Source organism: Rhizorhapis sp. SPR117, assembly GCF_021742065.1.
Window position 1 is genome coordinate 57459 of sequence record NZ_JAKKIE010000003.1, and the last position, 23766, is coordinate 81224.

At 65.0% G+C, this 23766-nt stretch carries 19 protein-coding genes; 12 read left to right on the top strand and 7 right to left on the bottom strand.

What is annotated here, in order from left to right:
- Positions 1-67 precede the first annotated feature (67 nt).
- The gene (locus L3X40_RS02055; RefSeq protein ID WP_066556390.1) at positions 68-490 is read left to right on the top strand and encodes an Hsp20/alpha crystallin family protein; all 423 of its coding nucleotides are present in this window, start codon (positions 68-70) and stop codon (positions 488-490) included.
- On the top strand, positions 487-2925 hold the full coding sequence (lon, locus tag L3X40_RS02060) for an endopeptidase La (protein ID WP_082748513.1): 2439 nt from the start codon (positions 487-489) through the stop codon (positions 2923-2925). The genes L3X40_RS02055 and lon overlap by 4 nt, the downstream gene beginning before the upstream one ends.
- Positions 2926-2930: 5 nt before the next feature.
- Here lon and L3X40_RS02065 read toward each other — a convergent pair whose 3' ends face one another.
- Positions 2931-3932 carry a zinc-dependent alcohol dehydrogenase family protein gene (locus L3X40_RS02065; RefSeq protein ID WP_066556392.1) on the bottom strand — a complete coding sequence of 334 codons (1002 nt, stop codon included), beginning with the start codon at positions 3930-3932 and terminating at the stop codon, positions 2931-2933.
- A gap of 137 nt (positions 3933-4069) precedes the next feature.
- Here L3X40_RS02065 and L3X40_RS02070 point away from each other — a divergent pair, with 137 nt between their 5' ends.
- A complete protein-coding gene (locus L3X40_RS02070; RefSeq protein ID WP_145907237.1) occupies positions 4070-4894 on the top strand; it encodes a universal stress protein in 825 nt (274 codons plus the stop codon).
- Between the two features lie 32 nt (positions 4895-4926).
- Here the strand turns inward: L3X40_RS02070 and L3X40_RS02075 are convergent, their stop codons facing one another.
- The 3 genes from L3X40_RS02075 to L3X40_RS02085 form a co-directional block, all read right to left on the bottom strand.
- Positions 4927-6669, bottom strand: coding sequence for a SulP family inorganic anion transporter (locus L3X40_RS02075; RefSeq protein WP_066556395.1), 1743 nt, complete (start codon positions 6667-6669; stop codon positions 4927-4929).
- Positions 6659-6868: a hypothetical protein gene (locus L3X40_RS02080; RefSeq protein WP_145907238.1), complete on the bottom strand. Its 210-nt coding sequence runs from the start codon at positions 6866-6868 to the stop codon at positions 6659-6661. The genes L3X40_RS02075 and L3X40_RS02080 overlap by 11 nt, the downstream gene beginning before the upstream one ends.
- A gap of 98 nt (positions 6869-6966) precedes the next feature.
- The gene (locus L3X40_RS02085) at positions 6967-7227 is read right to left on the bottom strand and encodes a hypothetical protein (protein ID WP_066556396.1); all 261 of its coding nucleotides are present in this window, start codon (positions 7225-7227) and stop codon (positions 6967-6969) included.
- 111 nt (positions 7228-7338) lie between these two features.
- On the opposite strand from L3X40_RS02085, the gene L3X40_RS02090 reads away from it, so the two are divergent.
- The 4 genes from L3X40_RS02090 to L3X40_RS02105 all read left to right on the top strand — a co-directional run bounded on the left by L3X40_RS02090 (position 7339) and on the right by L3X40_RS02105 (position 11888).
- Positions 7339-8376, top strand: coding sequence for a zinc-dependent alcohol dehydrogenase family protein (locus L3X40_RS02090; RefSeq protein ID WP_066561605.1), 1038 nt, complete (start codon positions 7339-7341; stop codon positions 8374-8376).
- A gap of 5 nt (positions 8377-8381) precedes the next feature.
- On the top strand, positions 8382-9497 hold the full coding sequence (locus tag L3X40_RS02095; protein WP_066556397.1) for a VIT1/CCC1 transporter family protein: 1116 nt from the start codon (positions 8382-8384) through the stop codon (positions 9495-9497).
- Positions 9498-9564: 67 nt separating this feature from the next.
- Positions 9565-10188 carry a hypothetical protein gene (locus L3X40_RS02100; protein ID WP_066556400.1) on the top strand — a complete coding sequence of 208 codons (624 nt, stop codon included), beginning with the start codon at positions 9565-9567 and terminating at the stop codon, positions 10186-10188.
- A 98-nt stretch (positions 10189-10286) separates the two neighbouring features.
- Positions 10287-11888, top strand: a complete 1602-nt coding sequence (locus L3X40_RS02105) for an MBL fold metallo-hydrolase (RefSeq protein ID WP_066556402.1) — start codon at positions 10287-10289, stop codon at positions 11886-11888.
- Positions 11889-11918: 30 nt separating this feature from the next.
- Here L3X40_RS02105 and L3X40_RS02110 read toward each other — a convergent pair whose 3' ends face one another.
- From L3X40_RS02110 to L3X40_RS02120, 3 genes are all read right to left on the bottom strand, one after another.
- Positions 11919-13388: an acetyl-CoA hydrolase/transferase family protein gene (locus L3X40_RS02110; protein WP_066556404.1), complete on the bottom strand. Its 1470-nt coding sequence runs from the start codon at positions 13386-13388 to the stop codon at positions 11919-11921.
- 163 nt (positions 13389-13551) lie between these two features.
- On the bottom strand, positions 13552-16086 hold the full coding sequence (gene mgtA / locus L3X40_RS02115; protein ID WP_066556406.1) for a magnesium-translocating P-type ATPase: 2535 nt from the start codon (positions 16084-16086) through the stop codon (positions 13552-13554).
- Positions 16083-16808 (bottom strand): Bax inhibitor-1/YccA family protein, encoded by a 726-nt coding sequence (locus L3X40_RS02120; RefSeq protein ID WP_082748515.1) that lies wholly within the window; start codon positions 16806-16808, stop codon positions 16083-16085. The genes mgtA and L3X40_RS02120 overlap by 4 nt, the downstream gene beginning before the upstream one ends.
- 171 nt (positions 16809-16979) lie before the next feature.
- Between L3X40_RS02120 and L3X40_RS02125 the strand changes: the two genes are divergently transcribed.
- From L3X40_RS02125 to L3X40_RS02145, 5 genes are all read left to right on the top strand, one after another.
- Positions 16980-18758: a PHA/PHB synthase family protein gene (locus tag L3X40_RS02125; protein WP_082748517.1), complete on the top strand. Its 1779-nt coding sequence runs from the start codon at positions 16980-16982 to the stop codon at positions 18756-18758.
- The gene (locus L3X40_RS02130) at positions 18742-19794 is read left to right on the top strand and encodes a lysylphosphatidylglycerol synthase transmembrane domain-containing protein (protein ID WP_197672778.1); all 1053 of its coding nucleotides are present in this window, start codon (positions 18742-18744) and stop codon (positions 19792-19794) included. Before L3X40_RS02125 ends, L3X40_RS02130 begins: the two co-directional genes overlap by 17 nt.
- A gap of 77 nt (positions 19795-19871) precedes the next feature.
- Entirely contained in the window at positions 19872-20480 is a 609-nt protein-coding gene (locus L3X40_RS02135; protein ID WP_066556410.1) for a murein L,D-transpeptidase catalytic domain family protein, read from the top strand.
- Between the two features lie 196 nt (positions 20481-20676).
- Complete coding sequence (locus L3X40_RS02140; protein WP_237364195.1) at positions 20677-20883, top strand: hypothetical protein; 207 nt, start codon at positions 20677-20679, stop codon at positions 20881-20883.
- A 525-nt stretch (positions 20884-21408) separates the two neighbouring features.
- Positions 21409-23742 carry a nitric-oxide reductase large subunit gene (locus L3X40_RS02145; RefSeq protein ID WP_066556414.1) on the top strand — a complete coding sequence of 778 codons (2334 nt, stop codon included), beginning with the start codon at positions 21409-21411 and terminating at the stop codon, positions 23740-23742.
- The last annotated feature ends 24 nt before the right edge of the window (positions 23743-23766 follow it).

The following is a 23766-nucleotide window of genomic DNA, read 5'->3' on the forward strand; positions in this document are numbered from 1 at the left end:
TAAACCACATTCGGGCTTTTGATTGCGGGCGAGCGAGACGCGCCCCGGCCCCGCTGAGGAAATGCCAATGGCTGTCATGGGTTCACGAAACTGGATGTGGTCCGAGGCGATTGCGATGCTTGAACGGGTCGAGCGGCTACATCGCCAGAGCTTCGAGCCAGAATCGTCGAAGACGCTGCCATGCTGGGAGCCGCCAGTCGACGTGCTGGAGACGGATCGAGAGATACTCATCCTCGTCGCGCTGCCTGGCGTCGACCCTGAGCAGGTGGCCGTGACGATCGAGAAGGGCACGCTTCTGGTCATCGGACAACGAGTCCTGCCGCCCGAACTGCGCACAGCCGTCATCCATCGGCTGGAACTGCCGCAGGGACGGTTCGAACGGCGGCTGCCGTTGCCCGCGGGGCGCTACGACGCCGTGCGAAAGCTCGGCGTCAACGGCTGCCTGCTGGTGGGCTTGCGCAAGGTATCCGACATAGGAAGTCGCCCGTGACCGATCATCCCCATGCGCCCGACGCAACGCAGGCCAGCCTTCAGCCAGAAAAGGAAGCGGCCCCGAGGCCGGTCCTGCCGCCCGACGGCATCATCATCGTGCCCGTACGCAACTTCGTGATGTTTCCCGAAGTCGTGCTTCCGCTCACCATCGGCCGGCCGGGATCGATCGCTGCCGCCCAGGCGGCGGTCCGCGAGCAGAGTCCGATCGGCGTCCTCGCGCAGCGCGACGCCGAGCTTTCCGATCCGGCCGCAGCCGACCTGCACCAGATGGGCACAATCGCAACGATCTTGCGCTATGTGACAGCACCCGATGGCGCGCATCATTTGATCGTGCAGGGCCAGCAGCGTTTCCGCGTCATCGAATTTCTCGAGGGTTGGCCCTATCTGGTTGCAAGAGTCCTGCGCATCGAGGAGCCTGAGGCGGCGGGTCCGGAGATCGAAGCGAGGCTCATGCATCTGCGGCAACAGGCGCTGGAAACGCTGCAGCTGTTGCCGCAGGCTCCGCAGGAGCTCGCCGCCACAATCCAGAACATCACCTCTGCGGCGGCGCTTGCCGACATGGTGGCGGCCTATCTCGATCTGTCGCCCCAGCAGAAGCAGGAGATACTGGAGACGATCGGACTCCAGGAGCGCCTCGACAAGGTGTCGCGCCTGCTTGCCGAGCGCATGGAGGTGCTGCGGCTGAGCCAGGAGATCGGCCGCGACGTTCAGGCGAAGCTCGGAAACCGCCAGCGCGAGGCGCTGCTGCGCGAGCAGATGGCGGCGATCCAGCGCCAGCTCGGCGAGGGCGATGACAAGACGGCCGAGATCACGGAACTGACCGAAGCCATCATCAACGCTCACATGCCGGCCGAGGTCGAGGATCAGGCCCGCAAGGAGCTGCGCAGGCTTGAACGGATGCCGGAGGCGGCCGCCGAGCATGGCATGGTCCGGACCTATCTCGACTGGCTTACCGAATTGCCCTGGGCTCTGCCCGAGGGCGCGCCGATCGACATCGCCGACGCCCGGCGCATTCTCGACGCGGACCATTATGATCTCGACAAGGTCAAGCGGCGAATCGTCGAATATCTCGCCGTTCGCAAGCTCGCGCCGCAGGGCAAGGCGCCCATCCTCTGCTTCGTGGGGCCGCCCGGCGTCGGCAAGACTTCGCTCGGTCAATCGATTGCCCGCGCGATGGACCGCAAGTTCGTTCGCGTCAGTCTCGGCGGCGTGCATGACGAGGCTGAGATCCGCGGTCATCGCCGCACCTACATCGGCGCGTTGCCGGGTAATATCATCCAGGCGATCCGCAAGGCCGGCACGCGCAATTGCGTGATGATGCTCGACGAGATCGACAAGCTCGGCAGCGGCGTCCATGGCGATCCTTCGGCGGCTTTGCTCGAGGTGCTCGATCCGGAGCAGAACGGGACATTTCGCGACAATTATCTCGCAGTCCCATTCGATCTCAGCCGGGTGGTGTTCCTCGCCACCGCGAATATGCTCGACAGTGTACCCGGACCCCTGCGCGACCGCATGGAAGTGATCGCGCTCTCCGGCTACACGAGTGAGGACAAGCTCCATATCGCCCGCCGTTTCCTGCTTCCGCGCCAGATGGAGGCGAACGGATTGCAATCTGGGCAGGCGGAGATCGCCGAAGCGGCGCTGATAGCCATCATCGAGAAATATACCCGCGAAGCCGGCGTGCGCAATCTGGAGCGCGAGATTGGCCAGCTGTTGCGCCACGCTGTGGTGCGGATCGCCGAGGGAGACGTCAGCGACGTGCACATCACCGCCGATGATGTCGTCAGCATTTTGGGCGCGCCGCGCTTCGAGAATGAGGTCGCGCAGCGGACGAGCGTTCCCGGCGTCGCGACCGGGCTTGCCTGGACGCCGGTCGGCGGCGACATATTGTTCATTGAGGCCACCCGCATGCCGGGCGCCGGCAAGCTGATCCTGACCGGTCAGCTCGGCGATGTGATGCGGGAAAGCGCGCAGGCCGCTCTCAGCCTGATCAAGAGCCGCGCCCAGAGCCTCGGCATAGAATCCGAACGGTTCGAAAAAAACGACATCCATATCCATGTTCCGGCAGGCGCCACGCCCAAGGACGGACCAAGCGCGGGCGTCGCGATGTTCACCGCGCTGCTCTCGCTGTTGACCGATCGGACGGTTCGCAGCGACACCGCGATGACCGGCGAGATTTCGCTGCGCGGCCTTGTGCTGCCGGTCGGCGGCATCAAGGAGAAGGTGATCGCCGCGGCCGGCGCGGGGATCAAGCGGGTGATGCTGCCGGCACGCAACCGCCGCGACTATGATGACATCCCCGAGAGCACGCGTGCGCAGCTCGAGTTCGTCTGGCTCGAGCGCATTGAGGATGCGATCGCAGCGGCGCTTGATCCCTTGCCAACAAGTCCGGCCGGTAAGGCCGCAGCGGGTACGCTGGTCGACGCGCAGTAGCCCGCCTATGCTTGCGCGTCGGGACAGATCACGGCGGCGCCGGTCAGCTGCCCGTCGCGCAGCCGCTGCAATGCCTGGTTCGCATGGTCCAGCGGAAAGCGTTCGGTCACGGTCCTGACTCCGGCCTTTTCGATCATCTCGAAGAAGGAGGTGCCGTCCTCCCGGGTCAGATTGGCCACGGACATGATCGCGCGCTCACCCCACAGATCGGCATACGGAAAGGCGGGTATGTCGCTCATGTGGATGCCAGCGCAGACAACCCGTCCGCCCTTGCGCACGACCTTGAGCGCGGCCGGCACCAGCGCCCCCACGGGCGCAAAGATCAGCGCGGCATCGAGCTGAACCGGAGGTGCCGTTTCGGACGAGCCCGCCCAAACGCAGCCAAGCGACCGCGCGAAGGCCTGACCGTCCTCGTCGCCGGGCCTGGTGAAGGCGTAGACCTCGCGTCCCTGCCAGGTCGCGACCTGGGCGAGGATGTGCGCGGCAGCGCCAAAACCGCACAGCCCGATCCGCCGCCCGTCGCCGGCGAGACGCAGCGCGCGCCACCCTATCAGGCCGGCGCACAGCAGCGGCGCGGCCTCCACGTCCGTGAAGCGATCGGGCAGCGCGAAGCAGTAGCGAGCGTCCGCCACGACATGGCTGGCATAGCCGCCGTCGCGCGTGCAGCCTGTAAACTCGGGCCGATCGCAGAGGTTTTCGTGCCCGCTTCTGCAAAAGCCGCAGACACCGCAGGTGTGCCCGAGCCAGGGAACGCCGACGCGTTGCCCGATAGCGAAGCCCGAAGTCCCCTTGCCCACGGCAAGCACGCGTCCGACGACCTCGTGGCCGGGAACAATCGGATAATGGGCGGGGATTTCCCCGTCGAGCACATGGAGGTCGGTACGGCAGACACCACAGGCCGCCACCTTGATCAGGAGCTCCGCCGTACCGGCAACGGGCAACGGCCGCGTCACCATGCGCAGTTGCTTGCCGGGTCCATCGAGCTGCATGGCGCGCATCCGGCCCATCTCATCATCCTATCATCGCGGATGGGACCAGTCTCGCATGCTTTGCATCGCGCTGCCCTAAGTAGACTTACGCAATGCGGTCGCCGGTTCGACGCGCCATCCCCTGGCTTGAGATCGATCCAGCCTGGGAGACCTGTATGCTGAAGGACATCCTCGCGATCATCGAGGGCGGCGATCAGTCGGTTCCCGCGATCGATGACGCGGTTGCTCTGGCCGAACTGCACGGCGCCCATCTCGGGCTGACAGTGCTCACCAAGCGCCTTCTGCTGATCGCCGCTTTCGACCCAATGGGATATTGCTGGCCCGAGCCGGAACGCGAGGCAGAACATGCACAACATCTCGCGGATGTCCGAAAGCGGACGGCAAGGACGACCGCTCCCGTCGATGTTCGGGGACTCTGCGACGAACCCGCGGTGCTTCCGACTCTGGTCAATATCGAGGGCCGCTACGCCGATGTCGTCTTGGTCGGTCCCAATCCCTGCTGGACAGACCACAGGCTGCGTCACCATGTCGTCGAGACGACCCTGCTTGGGTCGGGGGCGCCCATGCTCCTCCATCCGATCGGCTGGATACCGGCGCCGGTGCGCCACGCCATTCTCGGCTGGAACGCATCGCCGGAGGCGTCGCGCGCCGCGCGCGCGCTCATCGCGCTTGCAGAGCCGGCCGCCAGGATCGATGTCCTGGTCATCGACGCCGAACCATCCGCCAATGGCCACGGCCCGACGCCAGGCAGCGATATCGCGCGGCACCTGACGCGCCATGGCTTCGGAGTGGAGGTCCATGCTCGCAGATCCGATGGTCGCCCTGTGTCCGAGGTGCTGCAAAGCTTCGCGGTCATGGCCAAGGCCGACCTGCTCGCGATCGGCGCCTATGCCCATTCACGCTTCCACGAGGTTCTGTTCGGCGGCGTCACGCGCGACCTTCTCGAGACTGAACGTGTTCCGATCCTGATGGTACACTGATGGTGGAGACCCGACGGTTTTCCGTTGTCGGATCAGGGTTGCGCCGCCATCGGATTCTTCCCGTCGCCGTCTGTGAAACAGGTTGCCCGAATGTCGGCATGCGCCGCCTCGACTGCCCCCGCGAGCGTCGTCCTGTACCGGACGCGGGGCGGGCGGGCGCCATGGGTCAGAAGGGTCCGGCGAACAGCCGGCCGAGCCCCGGCGATATAGACGATGGCGCCCTGCCGATGCGCTTTGCGCACGAAGCCCTCGATCGTCGCCGCCGCGGTCGAATCGAGCAGCGACACCGCCGAGAAATCGATGACATAGGCCTTGGGATGCTCGCCGATGCGATCGAGCGCCGCCGCGACGCTCGCCGCCGCGCCAAAGAAGAAGGCGCCGGAGATCCGATAGACGATGACGTCGGGATTTGTCGCCAGGGCAACGTCATAGGGCGTATTGCCGTCGTCCCCTTCGCTGTCGGCCAGGTCTGCGTCTGCCGTGGGATGGGGGCGTTCGATCTCGACCGCCTGCGCCATGCGATGGAGGAAGAGCAGCGCGCCGATGCCGAACCCGACCAGGATGCCCTCGGTCAGATCGCGGAAGATGACGAGCAGCAGCGTCGCGAGCAGCACCACCGCATCGCCGCGCGAAGCGCGCAGGAGCGTCGCGATCTCCTGTTTCTCGATCATGTTCCAGGCGACCACGACCAGGACCGCGGCAAGCGCAGCCAAGGGGATATAGCCCAGAAGCGGCGCCGCGATCACCATGAACAGCAGCAGGCAGACGGCGTGGAGCATGCCCGAGACCGGCCCGCGCGCGCCGGCGCGCACGTTGGTCGCGGTGCGCGCGATCGTGCCGGTCACGCAGAAGCCGCCGAACAGCGCCGAGCCGATATTGGCGATCCCCTGGCCGACCAGCTCCGAATTGGAGCGGTGCCGCCGCCCGGTCATGCTGTCGGCAACCACCGCCGAGAGCAGGCTTTCGATGCCGCCGAGCAGCGCGAAGGAGAGGGCGGCGGGCAAGACGGCGCCGACCTTGGCGAGCGAGAGGCCCGGCAGATGCGGTGACGGGAGCGCCTGGGGGATGCCGCCGAAGCGCGTGGCGATCGTCTCGATCGGCAGTGCCAGCATCCAGCTGGCAAGCGATCCCACGCAGACGGCGATGAGAAAGGCCGGCCAGTGCGGACGGAGCCGCCGGACCGCGACGATGATCAGGATCGACAGCAGCGAAACCGCGGCCGCCGGCTCGCTGATCGTCCTCCATGCGCCGGCCAGCGCAGCGACCTTGGGGATGATCGCGCCGGGCTCCTTGCCGAGCAGGGTCAGGCCCAGCAGCTCCTTGAGTTGGCTCGTAAAGATGATGACGGCGATCCCCGCGGTGAACCCGACCGTGACCGGATAGGGGATATATTTGATGAAGGTGCCCAGCCGGAGAAAGCCCACCGCGAGCAGGATCACACCGGACAGCAGCGTGGCAAGGATCAGCCCGTCAAGCCCGTGTTGCGCGACGGTGGCCGCCACCAGCACGATGAACGCCCCGGCCGGTCCGCCGATCTGGAACCGGCTGCCGCCGAGTGCCGAGACGAGGAAGCCGCCGACGATCGCGGTGTAGAGGCCCCGGTCCGGCGTCACGCCCGAGGCGATCGCGATCGCCATCGAAAGCGGCAGGGCGACGACCGCGACTGTCAGCGCGGCTACCGCATCGGCCTTCAGCGCGGAAAAGCCATAGCCCTCCCGCAGCACAGTGAGGAGCTTGGGCGTGAACAGCTCCGCGAAGGTGGGCTCATGCGTCATGGCGGTCGTCCCTGGGACGGAACAGGTTGCCCAATTCCCCAGCGCCGGACCGATGCACTCGGTCGGAACGTGGTGCCACAAAGCGAGAGACATGCACCAGCAGCAGGGATAGACCCAGAAACGGCATGTGGCTCGACGGCACGAGCCCGAAAGCTCGTACGACCGGGCTATCGAGGCGCAATCCTTGCGTATCGATCATGGTAACGTCTCCTCTGCGCCGGGACGATTGGTTGCTAGCCTCGGGCAATATCCAGCACACTCCGTTTATCTACGCATTGTCGGTTCGCTCCGTGCGGTTCAGTTCAGTTCCTTGTCCAGACAAGGCCGGCGCGAACGCCGGCGTCGTGGCAGGAGCCTGGAGATGCGGCGGCCGATGACGAAATCCCGAGCAACGATGGGCGGCAGCCGCAGTCGGACAGGACTTCTTGCGCCGTTGATGGTCGAACAGAGTTCGTCGTCACAGGACGGCCCGACAACCTGCCGGACGGCCTGTTCACTGTCGGGCATTCCGTCCGCGCTGCCCCGCATCCCCTCCATCGGGTGAGCGATGGCGACCATCAGCTGTCGGCGCCTTTGAGAGGCGAGCATGATCCGCTTCTCTCGCGCGCATTCGGTCCGCATCCGGCACACGGGACGAACGAGCGGCCTGCTCATCAGGAAGGGAGTCACATGAAAGCACTCGTTTACCAGGGTCCAGGCGCCAAAGCCCTCGAAGAACGGCCGGAACCAGCAATTCGCGATGCCGGTGACGCCGTCGTCCGGGTGACGCGCACGACAATCTGCGGCACCGACCTGCATATCCTCAAGGGCGATGTCGCGACCTGCGCGCCGGGCCGTATCCTTGGTCATGAAGGCGTCGGGGTTATCGAGGCGGTCGGAGCCGGCGTTACCGTCTTCAAGACCGGCGACCGCGTCCTGATCTCCTGCATCACCGCCTGTGGGCGGTGCGACTATTGCCGCCGCGGCATGTACTCGCATTGCACGACGGGCGGCTGGATCCTTGGCAACGAAATCGACGGAACCCAGGCGGAATATGTGCGCATTCCCCATGCCGACACCAGCCTTTATCCGATCCCCGAGGGGGCCGACGAGGAAGCTTTGGTGATGCTGAGCGACATCTTGCCCACCGGCTTCGAGTGCGGCGTGCTCAACGGCAAGGTCGCGCCCGGGAACAGCGTCGCCATCGTCGGCGCGGGGCCAATCGGACTTGCGACGCTGCTAACCGCGCAATTCTATTCGCCCGCAATGATCATCATGATCGATCTCGACGACAATCGGCTCGAGGTCGCCCGCCGTTTCGGCGCGACGCACACCGTCAACAGCGCCGACGGCAAGGCAGCCGATGCGGTGAAGGCGCTGACCGAGGGGCGCGGCGTCGATACCGCGATCGAGGCGGTCGGCATTCCCGCCACTTTCCTGCTGTGCCAGGATCTCGTCGCGCCGGGCGGCGTGATCGCCAATATCGGCGTCCATGGCTCCAAGGTCGACCTCCATCTCGAACGGCTGTGGTCGCAGAATATCTCGATCACCACGCGTCTGGTCGACACCGCTACGACCCCCATGCTGCTCAAGACCGTGCAGGCCAAGAAGATCGATCCGAATGTGCTGATTACGCATCGCTTTACACTGGCCGATATTCTGGACGCTTATGACACATTCGGCCGTGCTGCCGAGACGCAGGCGCTCAAGGTCATCATCGAGGCTTGAGGACCATGCCCGCCCCTGACGCGCTGAGGCGCTATCGTGCCAATCTCCAGGGCGAGGTCGACGGCGCGACCGTCTATGCGGCGCTGGCCGAGAGCGAGACCGACCCGAAGCTCGCGGAAGTGTTCCAGCGGCTGGCGGCGGTCGAGCAGGCCCATGCCGAATTCTGGCGCAAGCGGATCGGAGCGGACGGCGGTCATTTTTCGCCCGCGCCTTCGACAAGGGCACACATCCTCGCCTGGCTCGCGCGGCGGTTCGGCCCTGCTTTCGTGCTTCCCGCCCTCGCGGTCAGCGAGACGCGCGACAGCGCCGTGTATGACGCGCAGCCCGAGGCGAAGGCCGCCGGCCTCCCAGCCGACGAGCGGTCGCACGCACTGCTGATGCGGGCAGCGGCGGGAAAGGGAGGACTCACCGGATCGACGATCGCACTTCTGGAAGGGCGCCACCGGGGCGGCGGCAACACGTTGCGCGCCGCGGTGCTCGGCGCCAACGACGGCCTCGTCTCCAATCTGAGCCTGGTGATGGGCGTCGCCGGCGCCGCCGCGACCGAGAGCACGCTCCTGCTCACGGGACTTGCCGGGCTGTTCGCCGGCGCCTGCTCGATGGCGATGGGCGAGTGGCTGTCGGTCACAAGCTCGCGCGAACTCTATCAGAGCCAGATCGCGACCGAAGCCGAAGAGTTGCGCGACACGCCGCAGGAAGAGAAAGAGGAGCTTGTCCTGATCTATCAGGCCAAGGGCATCGCCGAACCGCAGGCCCGCGCCCTGGCGGATCGGCTGCTGGGCAACGAAGGAACCGCTCTGGACGCGCTTGCGCGCGAGGAACTGGGAGTCGATCCTGATGAGCTGGGGGGGTCGGCGTGGACCGCAGCAACATGGTCCTTCCTGCTCTTTTCGGCGGGCGCCATCGTCCCGGCCGCCCCGTTCGCCTTTCTGTCGGGCGTAACCGCGCTGCTCACCGGCATCGGCGCTAGCGCTCTCGCGCTCGTCCTGATCGGCGCCGCCACAAGTCTTTTCACCGGGCGTTCGGCCCTGTTTTCGGGAATCCGCCAACTTCTCATCGGTCTGGCGGCCGCAGCCGTCACCTACGGCGCAGGGGCAGTTGTCGGCGTCTCGCTCGCTTGACGAGCATGGAGCCGTCAACAGGCTGGAAGCGGGCACGGCTGCATGATCGCGGATGGAGGCAGGAATAATGACACGGCGAATGCAGGAGCTGGCCCGGGAGATTGTCCTCCTTCAGACCGAACTCGATCGCGAAATAGAGCGGCGGCGCAATCTTCTCGGCGTCACGGTGCGGGAACGCCTCGTCGGATTCGAGCATGGGATCGCAACCGAGCATCGCCGCTTGCGCATGGGTGTTGGCAGGTTCCTCGCGCGGTCGTCCATCGCTACCAGTCTGGTGTCTCCGATCATCTATTCGGTCATCGTGCCATTGTTGCTGCTGGACGCCTGGATGAGTGCCTATCAGGCCATCTGCTTTCGAGTGTATCGGATCCCGCGCGTGCGCCGGAGTGATTACATTGTCATGGACCGTGGCCAGCTGAGCTATCTCAACTGGATCGAAGCACTCAACTGCCTCTATTGTGGCTACGCCAACGGGCTGATCGGATATGTTCGCGAGATCGCGAGCCGAACCGAACAATATTGGTGCCCGATCAAGCATGCGCTGCGCATCACCGACCCGCATCAGCGCTATTACGAGTTTCTGGAATATGGTGATGCCGGAGGCTATCGCGCCCGGCTCTCCGAGTTTCGCGACCGCCTGCGCGCGGACACTGCGCCCGATGCCAGCCCGCCGGCAGCGAGCGAGTCATGACTCGCGCTGGGCTCGCGCAAGACCGGCTCAGCCATCCCCGCTTCCGTTGAGACCCGCGCCTCATCCGCAGCCACTCCAGGACAATGATCCGACACCTCATGACCGATGACCTCACGCTCGCCTTTCACGGAGCTGCCCGCACGGTTACCGGCTCCTGCATGGAATTCCGCCAGGACGGAAGGCGGCTGCTGGTCGACTGCGGGCTCTTCCAGGGATCCCGTACGTTGGAAACGCTCAACCGGACCGCTTTTCCGTTCGACGCGGCCGAAGTCGATGCGGCCATCCTGACCCATGCCCATATCGATCATTGCGGCCTGCTGCCCAGGCTTGTGGCTGAAGGCTTCGCCGGCGAGATATGGTGCACCGCCCCGACGGCGGATCTGCTCGAGTTCATGCTGGCCGATGCGGGGCGGATCCAGGAGAGCGATACGGCCCGACGCAATCGACGCAAGGACCGTGCGGGCCAGCCGGAGATCGTGCCGATCTACACCGAGCAGGACGCCATCGCGGCTTGGCGGCGGGCGCGGCCGGTCGAGCCTGAAACATGGTTCGAGCCTGTCCCTGGGTTCAGGGCACGCCTTTGGAACGCCGGACACATCCTGGGCTCGGCATCGGTCGAGCTCGAAATCGGCGATGTCCATCTCCTGTGTTCCGGCGACCTCGGCCCCGAGCACAAGGCATTTTATCCCGATCCCGCGAGCCCCGCAGGTTTCGATCACGTTATCTGCGAATCCACTTACGGCGACCGCAAGCGGGCTCACCTCACCCTGGTCGAGCGACGAGCCTTGCTCGAACGCGAGATCAGGGACGCGCTGGTCCGCGGCGGCAATCTGATCATTCCGGTGTTCGCGCTCGAGCGCACGCAGGAACTGTTACTGGATTTCGCCGCCCTGATCGACGAAAGCCGCATTCCGTCCGTCCCGGTGTTTATCGATTCTCCACTGGCCAATCGGGCGACGAGCGTGTTCGCCAAATATGCCGGCTCGCTGGAGGACATGGGCGGCGCGAACGTCTTTCGTCATGCCGCCTTCCATTTCGTCAACGATGTCGCGGAATCGATCCGGCTCAACAGCGTTTCGGGCGCCATCATCATGGCGGCATCGGGCATGTGTGAAGGCGGCCGCATCCGGCACCATCTCCGGCACAATCTCTCCAGGCAGGATTCCACGATTCTGTTCGTCGGGTTTCAGGCTCAAGGCTCGCTCGGACGCGTCATTCTCGAAGGCGCCAAACGCGTCCGCATGTCGGGCGAGGATATCGCCGTGCGCGCCCAGATCCGGCCCATCGACAGCTATTCGGCGCACGCCGATCAGGACGGCCTGCTGGCGTGGATCGAGGCGCGCCGTCCCATCGGGGGCAGTCTATTCCTCTCGCATGGGGAGACGACGGCGATCGATAGCTTGCGCCGCATCGCCCGCTCGCGCGACTTGAGCGCGTCCATCGTCGCTCCGGAGATGGGCGAGGTGTTCCGACTGTCCGCCGGGACACCCGCGGCCCGGACCAAGACCGCAGACCCGAAGCGCCGACAGGCCTTCGGTCGCGACTGGCAGAACAGCTACGCTGACTTCGCCACGAGCCTGAAGCGCGAGCTGGGGGAAATACAGGATTCCAACAGCCGCCAGCGCGCGATCGACGATATGCGCGCGGTCCTCGAAAGCTACAAGAAGGTCTGGGAAAAGCGGGCCGCCCCGCGGCCTTGATGGACATTTTCCTCAAGGCCTCGGCTTTGGTCAGCCCATCATCGTACCTGTCTCGACGAACCGCTGGTGCCAGGACAGGGCCTCGGACAGCAGGCACGGAGAATGCTTGCCATAAGACGATCTCAGCGCCCGCTCGAAATAGTCGGACAGTGCCGGCCTGTAGCGAGGGTGCGCGCACTTCTCGATGATCAGTCTCGCCCGCTGCTTGGGTGAGAGACCGCGCAGGTCGGCCAGGCCCTGTTCGGTCACGAGTATCTGGACGTCCTGATTGATGTGGTCGACATGGCTTACCTGCGGCACGATCGCGGAAATCGCCCCAGCCTTGGCGAGTGAGGGCGTCATGAAGATCGAAACATAGGCGTTGCGCGCGAAATCGCCCGATCCGCCGATGCCGTTCTGAATGCGCGAGCCCATCACATGGGTCGAATTGACGTTGCCGTAGATGTCGGCCTCGATCAGTCCGTTCATGGCGATACAGCCCAGCCGCCGGATCAGCTCGGGATGGTTGCTGATCTCCTGCGGACGCAGCACCATCTTGTCCCGAAAACGCTCCATGTCGGCGTTGAGCCCGGCGGCGGCCTCGGGACTGAGCGAGAAGGCGGTGGCGGATGCCATCCGCAGCTTGCCAGCGGCAAGAAGATCCAGCATTCCGTCCTGGATCACCTCGGTATAGGCGGTCATGTCCTCGAAAGCGCTGTCGACAAGGCCGGTCAGCACTGCGTTGGCGATGTTGCCCACGCCCGACTGGATCGGCAGCAGCGACGCAGGCAATCGGCCCCGCGCGACCTCATGGCCGAAGAAATCAAGCAGGTGGCCGGCTATGGTCCTGGCATCCTCGTCGGGCGCCTTGAACGGCAGATTGCGGTCGGGCGCGTCCGTTTCGACGATCGCGATGATCTTGGCGGGGTCGCACCGGAATGCGGTCTCACCGATCCTGTCGTCGGGCCTCGTGAGGGGGATCGGCACGCGGTGCGGCGGCAGGGCGGTGCCGTAATAGATATCGTGCATGCCCTCGAGAGCCGGGTTCTGCCAATTGTTCACCTCGAGGATGACCTGGCTCGCACGGTCCAGCCACGTCTTGTTGTTGCCGACCGACGACGACGGGATCAGCGAGCCGTCCGGCCGGATGCCGCTGATCTCCACCAGCGCCGTGTCCAGGGGACCGAGGAAGCCCTGCCACGCCATCGGCGCGACCTGGCTCAGATGCATGTCGAAATATTCCATCTCGCCGCGGTTGATCTTGTCGCGGGCAACGGGGTCGGAGTTATACGGCAGACGGAATTCAATACCATCGGCCTTGGCCAGCGCGCCGTCGAGTTCAGGGCCCGTCGAGGCACCAGTCCAGACACGGATCGAGAAGGGGTTCCCGGCCGCGTGTTCCGCCTCGATCCGCTCTGCAAGGGCGACCGGGACGGCCTTGGGATAGCCCGAACCTGTAAAACCGCTCATGCCGACCGTGGTGCCGGGGGCGATCAACCGGGCCGCGTCCGGCGCGCTCATCAGCTTCGACCGCAATGCCTGGCAACCAATACGCTCGTTCACTGTCCCTGATCTCCGATTCCATTCAACCTTGCTCGCATGCAAGTGTCATACAAGCTCAGTGCCATCGGCGCGCCTGCATGCGAAAGCGGAAGCCGGCTTGAGCCCTGCACCGATTGGCTGCTCATCGGCGCGCCGGACTCGCCGGTCGCAATGCGAAGCGCTTGAGGAACTCCGCGCCCGCCAGATAGCCGACCACCAGAAGCGCGATGGCGCCGAATATGGCTGCGCCCGGTACGGCGAAACCGAGCAGTCCGGCCCAAGGCAACAGCGGCAGCAGCAGCGCCGCCGCCAGACCGGCCAGCGCCGTAACGGTCAACACGATGTGCGGGCGGCTCGACCAGGCCGGGCGGGACGTGCGGATCACGAAGACCACCAGGATCTGCGTCAGCATCGATTCCATGAACCAGGCCGTCCGAAACTCCGGTATCCCGACGTGGAAGACGCCGAGCAGAAGCGCAAAAGTGGCGAAGTCGAAAAGTGATGATAGCGGCCCCATGATCGCGGTGAAGCGCACCAGCCCGCGAATATCCCAGCCCTGCGGGCGCGCCAGATCTCCGCTATCGGCGGTGTCGAACGGAATGCCGATCTCGGAAAGGTCGTAGAGAAGGTTGTTCAGCAGCACCTGCACCGGGGTGAGCGGCAGGAACGGCAGAAACAGCGACGCGATCGCCATGGTCAGCATGTTGCCGAAGTTGGAGCTCGTTCCCATCCGGACATATTTCATGATGTTGGCATAGGTCCGCCGTCCCTCGGCGACGCCATCGGCGAGGACGCCGAGATCGGGGGCGAGCAGGATCATGTCGGCCGCCTCGCGCGCCACGTCGGTGGCGCCGTCGACCGACAGGCCGACATCGGCGGCGCGGATCGCCGGCGCGTCGTTGATGCCGTCGCCGATGAAGCCTACCGTATGGCCGCGCGCGCGGAGCGCGCGGACGATCCGCGTCTTCTGGTCGGGCGTCACCCGCGCGAACAGATCGACCTGACCCGCGCGCGCCGCCAGCGCCTGGTCGTTGAGCCTGGCGATTTCCTCGCCGGTCAATATGCCTTCGACCGGCAGGGCGAGCGCCGCCACCAGATGCTCGATCACCGGCGCGGCGTCGCCCGAGATCACCTTGATGCGAATGCCCGCCGCTTCGAGCCGGGCGATGGCGGAGGTGGCGCTCGGCTTGGGCGGATCAACGAACACGCAATAGCCCGCGAAGACCAGTTCGTCCTCGCCGTCGGCGTCGATCCGCTCCTGCCCGGCGGCGGGCTTCCATGCGATCGCCAGCAATCGCAGCCCTTGCGCCGCGCGATCGTCGCGCAGCGCACACAGGCGGGCGCGCAATGCATCGTCGAGCGGCACGAGCCCTCCCGATCGGTCCTGCGCCCTGGTGCACAGCGCGAGCAGCGTCTCGGGCGCGCCCTTGACGATCTCGATCCGTTCGCTTCCCTGCTCGGCAAGCACCGCGACACGCCGCCGCTCGAAATCGAACGGACGTTCATCCAGCTTGCGCCAGCCCTCGAGCGAGCGACCGGTCATGTGGAGGAGCAGGGCCTGGTCGAGCGGGCTTTTCAGGCCGGTCTCGAAGCGCGCGTTGACCGCCGCCAGCTCCGCCACCCGCTCGTCGTCCTCGCCATCGATGCCCGGATGGCCGACGAGCGTGATCCGCGCCTCGGTCAGCGTGCCGGTCTTGTCGGTGCATAATATATCCATCTGGCCCAGGTCGTGGATCGCCGACAGTCGCTTCACCACGACCTTGGCTCTCGCCATCCGCTGCGCGCCGCGGCCGAGCGCGACGGTCATGATCATCGGCAGCAGCTCGGGCGTCAGGCCCACCGCCAGCGCCATCGCAAACAGGAAGGATTGCAGCGGCGGGCGGCCGAGCGCGAGATGGGCGAGCAGCACGAACAGCACGAGGAAGATCGTGAGCCTGACGATCAGCACGCCGAGCCTATGGATGCCATGCTCGAACGCGGTCGGCGGCTGCTTGCCGGCGAGCGAATGCGCGATCGCGCCGAACCGCGTGCGCGGACCGGTCTGGACGACAAGCATCGTCGCGGTGCCGCCGATCAGCGAGGTTCCATGGAACAGGGCATTGTGCGCGTCCGCCGGCGTTTCGGCGGCGGTTGCGGGCTCGATTCGCTTCTCGACCGGATAAGGCTCACCCGTCAGAAGGGCCTCGTTGACCTGCGCGCCGTTCGCCGCCAGCACGATGCCGTCGGCGGGAACGAGATCGCCCGCCGCGAGCATGACGATGTCGCCGGCCACCAGCTCGCGCACGGGCAACTCGGTCGACTTGCCGTCGCGCATCACGGCCGCATGGAGGGCGATCGCCTGCTTCAGCGCCTCCGCGGTCGCCTCGGCCCTGTGCTCCTGGACGAGATCGAGTGTGGTCGACAGCACGACGACGATGAAGATGATCGCAAAGCTCGCGACGTCGCCGGTGACTCCGGCGATGACGGCGGCGACGAGCAGCATGGCGATCAGCGGATTGGCAAGGCGGCGAAGGAGGTCGGTGAGGAGGTGGCGCTGCTTCGCCGCGGAGATTTCGTTCGGGCCGTCACGCTCGAGCCGCGAGGCAGCCTCGTCCGACGACAGGCCGTCGCGCGTCGCGGTGAGTGAGCGCAGAGCGTCGTCGGGCGTGGCTTGCCAGAATGCGTGCGGCTCGGTCACCGCCGCTCCCGTCCGGTGAAGGGCAGCAACGACAGGAACAGGTTCAGGAAATCGAGATAGAGTGCCAGAGCCCCCAGTACCGCGGCATTATTGCGCCCATCCGCAGCGCGGTCCTCATATTGACGCTTCAGACGCTGGGCATCGAAAGCGGTGAGTCCGGCGAAAAGCAGGATGCCGACCCCCGAGGCAAGAAGATCGAGCGCGCCCGATCGCACCAACAGATTGAGCAGCATCGTCACGACGAGCCCGACCAGGGTGATCGTAAAGAAGGCGCCCAGGCCTGACAGATCCTTGCCGGTGGCTGTGCCGACCCAGGCCAGCGCGGCAAAGCCCGCGCCGGCGGCGACGAAGGTATAGCCGACGCTGCCGCTGCTGTAGGTGAGTAGCACGCTGCCGAGCGACAGTCCCACGAGCGCGGCGTAGAGGGTGAAGATAACCCTCGCGGTTGACGCAGACAGCCGGTCGATCCCGGCGCCGAGCAGGATCACCAGCGCCACAGGCGCCAGCGCCACGATCCACCCGAGCGTCGTGAGCCCCGCAGGTCCGAACAGTGCGAGCGCGAGCGATCGGCTGTGGGCGACCAGAAGAGCGAATGCCGCCGATATGATGACGCCGCCCGCCATATGGAGATAGACCGCGCGCATGTAGGCGCCGACCCCCGGATATGAGCCGTTCGATTTGCCGGATGGCGGCCATTCAAATTCACGGCTTCGCTGAAGCATTCCCCGGTCCTCGCTTCTTGCGGGAAGCAAGGTTCGACCCTGTGCCGACGTGCCGCTGCGACCAATCCGCAAAGCTACGTAGCGGAACTGCGCGCCGGGTCCGTAGGCTTACCTAATTCATGGGGGTGCCGAAATCCCTATGGACGACTGAGAGGCAACGAGGAGCAGACCATGGTTTCGCCATCGAGGCCCAGCAAGCCGGCTACAGAAGGGAGCGGCGATCGAGCCGGCGCATGGGCCGAACTGTTCGCTCGCCCCGCGGCGGCGGCGGTCGCGACGCTCACCGGTGGTCTGTCACCATCGTCGATTGGTGACGCTTTCGCCGACTGGGCACTCCATTTCGCCGCCATTCCCGGCAGCCGGGTCCATATTGCCGCTGAGACCGCCCGCGGCTTCATGGCGCTGGCCGGCTATGCATGGGAAGCGGCTCTGACCAACGACGGGGCCGAACCCGGTATCGCTCGCCGGTCTCAGGATCACCGCTTCGACGATCCTTCCTGGGAATCATGGCCCTTCAACCTCATTCGCCAGTCCTTCCTGCTGAGCGAACGCTGGTGGGATTGCGCGGCGAACGATATTCTCGGTGTCACGCCACGGCATCGGGCAATTGTGGGCTTCTCGGTCCACCGGCTGCTCGACATGGTTGCGCCCTCGAACTTCGTTGCCACAAATCCGGTCCTGCAGCAGCGGATCATCGAGACCGGAGGCAAATGCCTCGCCGACGGCACGGCGGCCCTGGTCGAGGACTGGCGTCGCTTGCTGGCAGGGCAGCGGCCGGCCGGCGCCGAATGCTATCGTCCCGGCATCAACGTCGCGGTCACGCCGGGCAAGGTGGTCTATCGGAACAATCTGATCGAGCTCATCCAATATGCGCCGACGACGCAGGCTGTCCGTCCGGAGCCCATCCTGATCGTTCCGGCCTGGATCCTGAAATATTATGTGCTCGACCTGTCCCCGGAAAATTCGCTGGTGCGCTGGCTCGTGGCGCAGGGCCACACGGTGTTCATCATCTCCTGGCGCAATGTCGGCGAAGACAGCCGGGGGCTCGATCTGGAGGATTATCGCCGGCTGGGGATCATGGCGGCGCTCGACGCGATCTCCGCGATCACGGGCGCTGGCGGTATCCACGCTGCGGGCTACTGTCTCGGGGGGACCTTGCTCGCGATCGCAGCGGCGACGATGGCACGCGATGGCGATGATCGTCTGGCCTCGATGACCCTGTTCGCGGCGCAATCCGATTTCAGCGAACCCGGCGAAGTCAGCCTGTTCATTGATGAGGCGGAGCTTGATTTCCTCGAAACGATCGCGCGCGCGCGTGGTTATCTCGACAGCGCGCAGATAAGCGGCGCCTTCCAGGCGCTCCGCTCGAACGATCTCATCTGGCCCCTCCTTGTCCGAGACTATCTCTTGGGTGCACGCGAGCCGATCACCGACCTACGCGCATGGCATACCGACGGCACCCGCCTGCCTTTTGCAGCGCAGTGCCAATATCTGCGCTCGCTGGTCCTCGCCAACGATTTGGCCGGAGGACGATATCAGGTCGAAGGCCGGCCGATCGCCCTCCGGAAGGTCCGCGTCCCGGTCTTCGCGGTCGGTACCGAAGATGATTATGTCGCGCCCTGGCGCTCGGTCTACAAGATACATCGGCACGTGGACAGCGAGGTGACATTCCTGCTCGCAACCAATGGTCATGATGATGGAATTGTCTCCGGGCCGGATCAGCCGGGGCGATCCTATCGCCTGCTCGCGCGGCCCGCAAAAGCAGGCTGCCTTGATCCCGAAGCCTGGCTGTCCAGGGCACGACCCGGAGCCGGTTCGTGGTGGCCGGAGTGGGCCGCCTGGATCGACATGCATTCAAGCTCTCCGCGCGCGCCGCCGCCACTCGGCGGCTCCGGTGCGGACGCTGGGGCGCTCAGGGATGCGCCGGGCAGCTATGTCCTCGAAAGCTGACGAGAAGATCGCCGCCAGACCCTCGAGTGCATGGCGGTCATGGTTCCTCGGCATCATTCTCACAGCTGCGCTGGTGGGGGCGGTGCTGCATTTCGGCGAGATCGAGAATTTCGCCCGCCTCCTCGTTCGCGCCAATCCTTTCTGGCTCGCTGTTGCCGTGCTGTTCCAACTTTCGACCTATGCCAGCGTGGCTGCGGGCTGGGCGGCGGTGCTGCGCAGCGCCGGCACGCCGCGAGCGCTGCCCAGGCTGATGCGCATCGCGCTCACAAAATTGTTCGCGGACCAAGCGGTGCCGAGCGCGGGATTGGGGGGCAACGTCCTTCTCGTCGACCAGTTGGTGCGATTGCGCGTGCCGCGCGGGACGGCGGTGGCAGCCTTGCTCGTCTCGATGATCGGCTATTACGCCGCCTTCGCCTTCTTTGCGGTAGGCATGCTGGTCCTGCTGTGGCTCCACGACAAGGCGACGCCGCTGATGGCCGGCGTCGTCACCACATTCCTGCTGGTCGCGCTCGCCATTCCGTCGCTCGCGCTTTGGCTGAGGCACCGCGGCAGCCAGCCCCTGTCGCCGCGGCTCGAGCGGGTGGGAGTCGTCCGCGAATTGCTCGAGATCGTCGGCCAGGCCCCGGCAGACCTGATCGGCGACCGTGCCCTGCTGCTTCGCGTGACAGGCTTCAATGCCTTGGTCTTCATCGCCGACGCCGGGACGCTTTGGGCCTGTCTTGACGCTCTCGGAGGACCCGCCGGCTTCGGAACCGCCTTCATCGCGTCGATCATGGCATCGATCGTCGTGACGCTTGGGCCGATCCCGCTTGGTCTGGGCAGCTTCGAGGCGACGTCGACTGCAACGCTCGGTCTGCTGGGCGTCCCCATCGAGAATGCCTTCGCGGCGACGATGCTGCTACGGATCCTGACATTGTGGCTGCCGCTGCTGCCCGGCCTGATGATGATGCGTTCCGCGCTCAGGCGGCGTCCGCCTCGCTCCCACCGATCACGGCGGACCGGCTCCGGCTGCAAGCGCTCTGATCCCAGGGTTTAGCGCCTGTCTGGAAACTGGCACGTATCATGCTTATCTCCAGTGTTCCAAACAGTAATAGATAGTGGTTTGAGACAAGCGTGACAGTCATTTCGAGGCGCCACCTGCTTCTGGGTGGCGGGGCCGTCGTTCTGGGCATGGTACAGACGAGAGTGTTCGCCGTCCCACCGGCTCCAGTTCCGCCGCGCCCGATTTTGCTTCAACGTGCTTTGGGTGCGCTGGATCGCCACCGGGCAACGATAAGGTATCGCGACGTCATCGGTATCGTGGATTTCAGCCAGGCGTCGCGCGTTCCCCGGTTTCACATCGTCGACGTGATGAGCGGGCGAAGCCAGAGCCTGTTGGTCGCGCATGGGCGAGGATCCGATCCGGATCATAGCGGGTGGCTCGAACGGTTCTCGAACTCACCGGGATCGCAAGCGTCTTCGGCCGGCGCCTATCTGGTCGGCAGCGGCTATTCCGGCAAGCATGGTCGCTCGCAACGCCTGATCGGCCTTGACTGCGAGAACAGCAACGCCGAAGCGCGCGCCATCGTTATCCATGCGGCGTCCTATGTGTCGCAAGACATCGCACTTGCCAGCGGCAAACTCGGGCGAAGCCAGGGGTGCTTTGCTGTTTCGCAGGCCGATATCGGTCAAGTTCTCGAACGGCTCGGGCCAGGCCGGATGATCTACGCCGGCAAGATCTAGTCGGACGAACCGGGGACGAACGGAAGGTCGACGATCTCTGCTGTAAGCGGATTCCCACTGCGGTACTTCAGTCGCACCCATGTTCTGCAATTTTCAATATCTGGGCGGACCCGCGGATCGTCAGATGCTGGTTGTGGCTGGCGAGGAACCCGGCCCTATCCCAGGCGGTGCATCCGGCTGGCCCTGCGCAGCGTTTATGCAGGGATCCGCCACATCCTTGCCCTCGGCAGAAAGCGATCGCCGTTGCGTCTATCGAGCTGTGATCGGCCTGGCGCGCAAGCCGGAGCATGGCACTAGCGCCTCGACGGTCGGCGCGCTGAGTCGCAATCTCGCGCTCCCGCTCGTGCAACTCGTGGAGGCGCCTGCCGATGGTGCGACTGACATGACGCCGATTTGGGGATAGTCGCGGATTAACTTGAGCCTTCGGCCTCGCTCCAGCTCGTCTCCAGCCCGTCGGCGATGGCGATGGCGTCGGCGGGAGAGCGACCATCGGTGAACAGCGATACCGCGCCGACGGTCTCAAAGCACCGAAGGCGGGAGCCCCTGGAATAGATCGAGCGCGGCGAAGGGTCCGGGGCAGGGCTGAGGGGTCGTTGCCATGCACGTAAGTTGCCGGGCTACCTAGAAGAATGGGGGAAGTTTGCGCCAGCGCAAACCGCCGATCCCCAACGACGATATAATCCTTCCAAGTGCAAAGCGGAATCAACCAGTTGCCCGTCGATAATGCCCGGAATCCAGGCCGTCTGGGCTCGCCCGAGTCGGGTAAATTGGTGGGCGATGTCGTCGTCGCCCGGGCACCGGCACCGAGTGTCCTGGCGCTTGTCACAAAAACGGGAACGGAGGGTTGTCGATCGCCTAAAACAGGGGAAGGGTGTCTCGCAAACAGGCATCGGTCCGCCGAGACGGAACGGGAGAGGATCAAAGATTGATGTTGGAGGCCTGCCGCATCGATCCACCGGATAGCGACCCGGTGAGCGCCGTTCTCAAGTGGGTGTTGCTGGTTGTCGCGATAGCCACATTCGGTCTGCTCGCCTGGGCGACGGTGATGACTTACCGCGCGGCGCCGCCACAACCCGAGCGGCTTGTTTCCGCGAGCGGCGCCGTGCTGATGACGAACGCGGACATCGTGGCTGGCAAGGGCGGTTTCCAGAAAGCCGACCTGATGGATTATGGCAGCCTCTACGGCATGGGCTCCTATTACGGCGAGGATTATACCGCGTCGATCCTGGTGCGGCTCGGCACCGCTTCCCGGGAGGCTGCCGCGCGCGCCGGCGGTGGCAGCTCCTTCGCCGCGCTTCCGCCCGACCAACAGGCCGCGGCGACCGCGACGATGCAGCGCGCGTTGCAGGAGATCGATCTTACCCGGCGTGACGTCATCCTGTCAGACCCTGTCGCCGCCGCGGTCCTTCAGGTCCGAAATGAGGTGGCGGGGACGCTCAACATCGCCGATCCCGCGAGCGGCTGGACCTCCGCTTATAGTCTGACGCCGACGCTCGCTCGGCAGACCGCCGATTTTCTCGTCTTTTCCTCGCTCACTACGGTCGCGCGGCGGCCCGGCGTCACCTGGTCCTGGACCGAGAACTGGCCCTATGAGCCCCTGGTTGGAAACACGCCGACCACCAATACGTTCAAATGGACCTGGATCAGCTTCTGTTTCACCTTCTTCGCCTTCGGCCTTGTGCTGTTCATCTACGAGTTCTTCCTCAGCAATCCCGACGATGCGCCCATGGATCCGGTGCTGTCGACCTTCCGGCCGCTAACCCGCAGCCAGAAGCGAATCGGCAAATATTTCCTGGTCGTGGCGGCTCTGCTGCTGGTGCAGATCGGCGCGGGTACCATCATGGCCCATTCCTACTACGATCGGACGAGCTTTTACGGCTATGACGTCAACAAGCTCTTCCCGTTCAACTTCCTGCGTGACGTCCACATCCAGGCGCCGATCGTCTGGATCGGTCTGTCCTGGATCGGAACCGCCCTGTTCCTCGCGCCCGCGATTGCCGGCGGCCGGGAGGCAAAGGGCCAGCATCTGCTGGTCGACTTGCTGTTCTGGGTCACACTATTCGTCGTCGGGGGCGCGCTCATCGGCGACTATCTCGGCATCATGGGCGTTATCGACCAGAACTGGTTCTGGTTCGGCAATCAGGGGCTGTCCTACATCCAGCTCGGCCGATTCTGGCAGATCGGCTTCTTCATCGGGCTGGCGCTGTGGAGCCTGTTGGTGATGCGCGCGCTGTGGCCCACCCAAGCCCTCTGGCGCACTGCGGCAGCGCAGTTCTGGACCGGGCGTATCCGCATGGAGCACCTGATCTGGGCGTCAACCATCAATATCGCCGTGCTTTACGTGTTCGGCATGATTCCGCTGACCGGCATCGAGAAATCGTTCACGCTCACCGATTTCTGGCGCTGGTGGGTGGTCCATCTCTGGGTCGAGCAGTCGTTCGAGTTCTTTGCCGCCTGCATGACCGCCTATCTGCTGATGTCGGTTGGCCTCGTGTCACGCAAGCTCGCCGAGCGCGCGACCTATTTCGAGATCATCCTGATCTTTCTTGGCGGGGTTATCGGCACCGGTCACCACCTCTATTGGGCCGGCGGCCCGAGCATGTGGGTGCCGATGGGGAGCATGTTCTCGTTCATCGAGGTGCTGCCGCTGGTGCTCCTGATCATCGAGGCGATCAACCATTACCGGTTGATCAGGGCGCATCAGGAGTTCAAGTACCGGCTCGCCTATACCTACGTCATCGGCGCGGCTTTCTGGAATTTCGTGGGCGCCGGCGTGTTCGGGGGCGGCACGCTCAATGCGCCGCTCGTCAATTATTACGAGCACGGCACCTTCCTGACGCTCAACCATGCGCACACGGCGCTGTTCGGAGCTTTTGGCGAGCTTGCGATCGGGCTCATCTATTTCTGTCTGCGCTATATCCACGCCGACCGTCCGCGTTTCAGCGAGAAGCTCGGGAGGGCGGCCTTCTGGTTCTATAATGGCGGGCTGGTGCTATGGATCGTTTTCAATTTCTTTCCGATCGGTTGGTCGCAACTCGATGCGGTCTATGAGCATGGTCTCGCCTATGCGAGGAGCAGTACGTTCTACGGCACTGTGCGGTTTTGGCAGTGGATGCGGCTGCCGGGTGACGTGCTGTTCGCCATCGGCGCGGTGCTGATGGCCGTCGATTTCATCATGAAGCTGCGGCCGCTTTACCCGATGGCGCTCGACGGGCTGATCTTCCGCAGGGCGCTGCCGGTCAGCTCGCCGGCGGCGGAGTAATCATGGGCAGGCCACGTTCGTTTG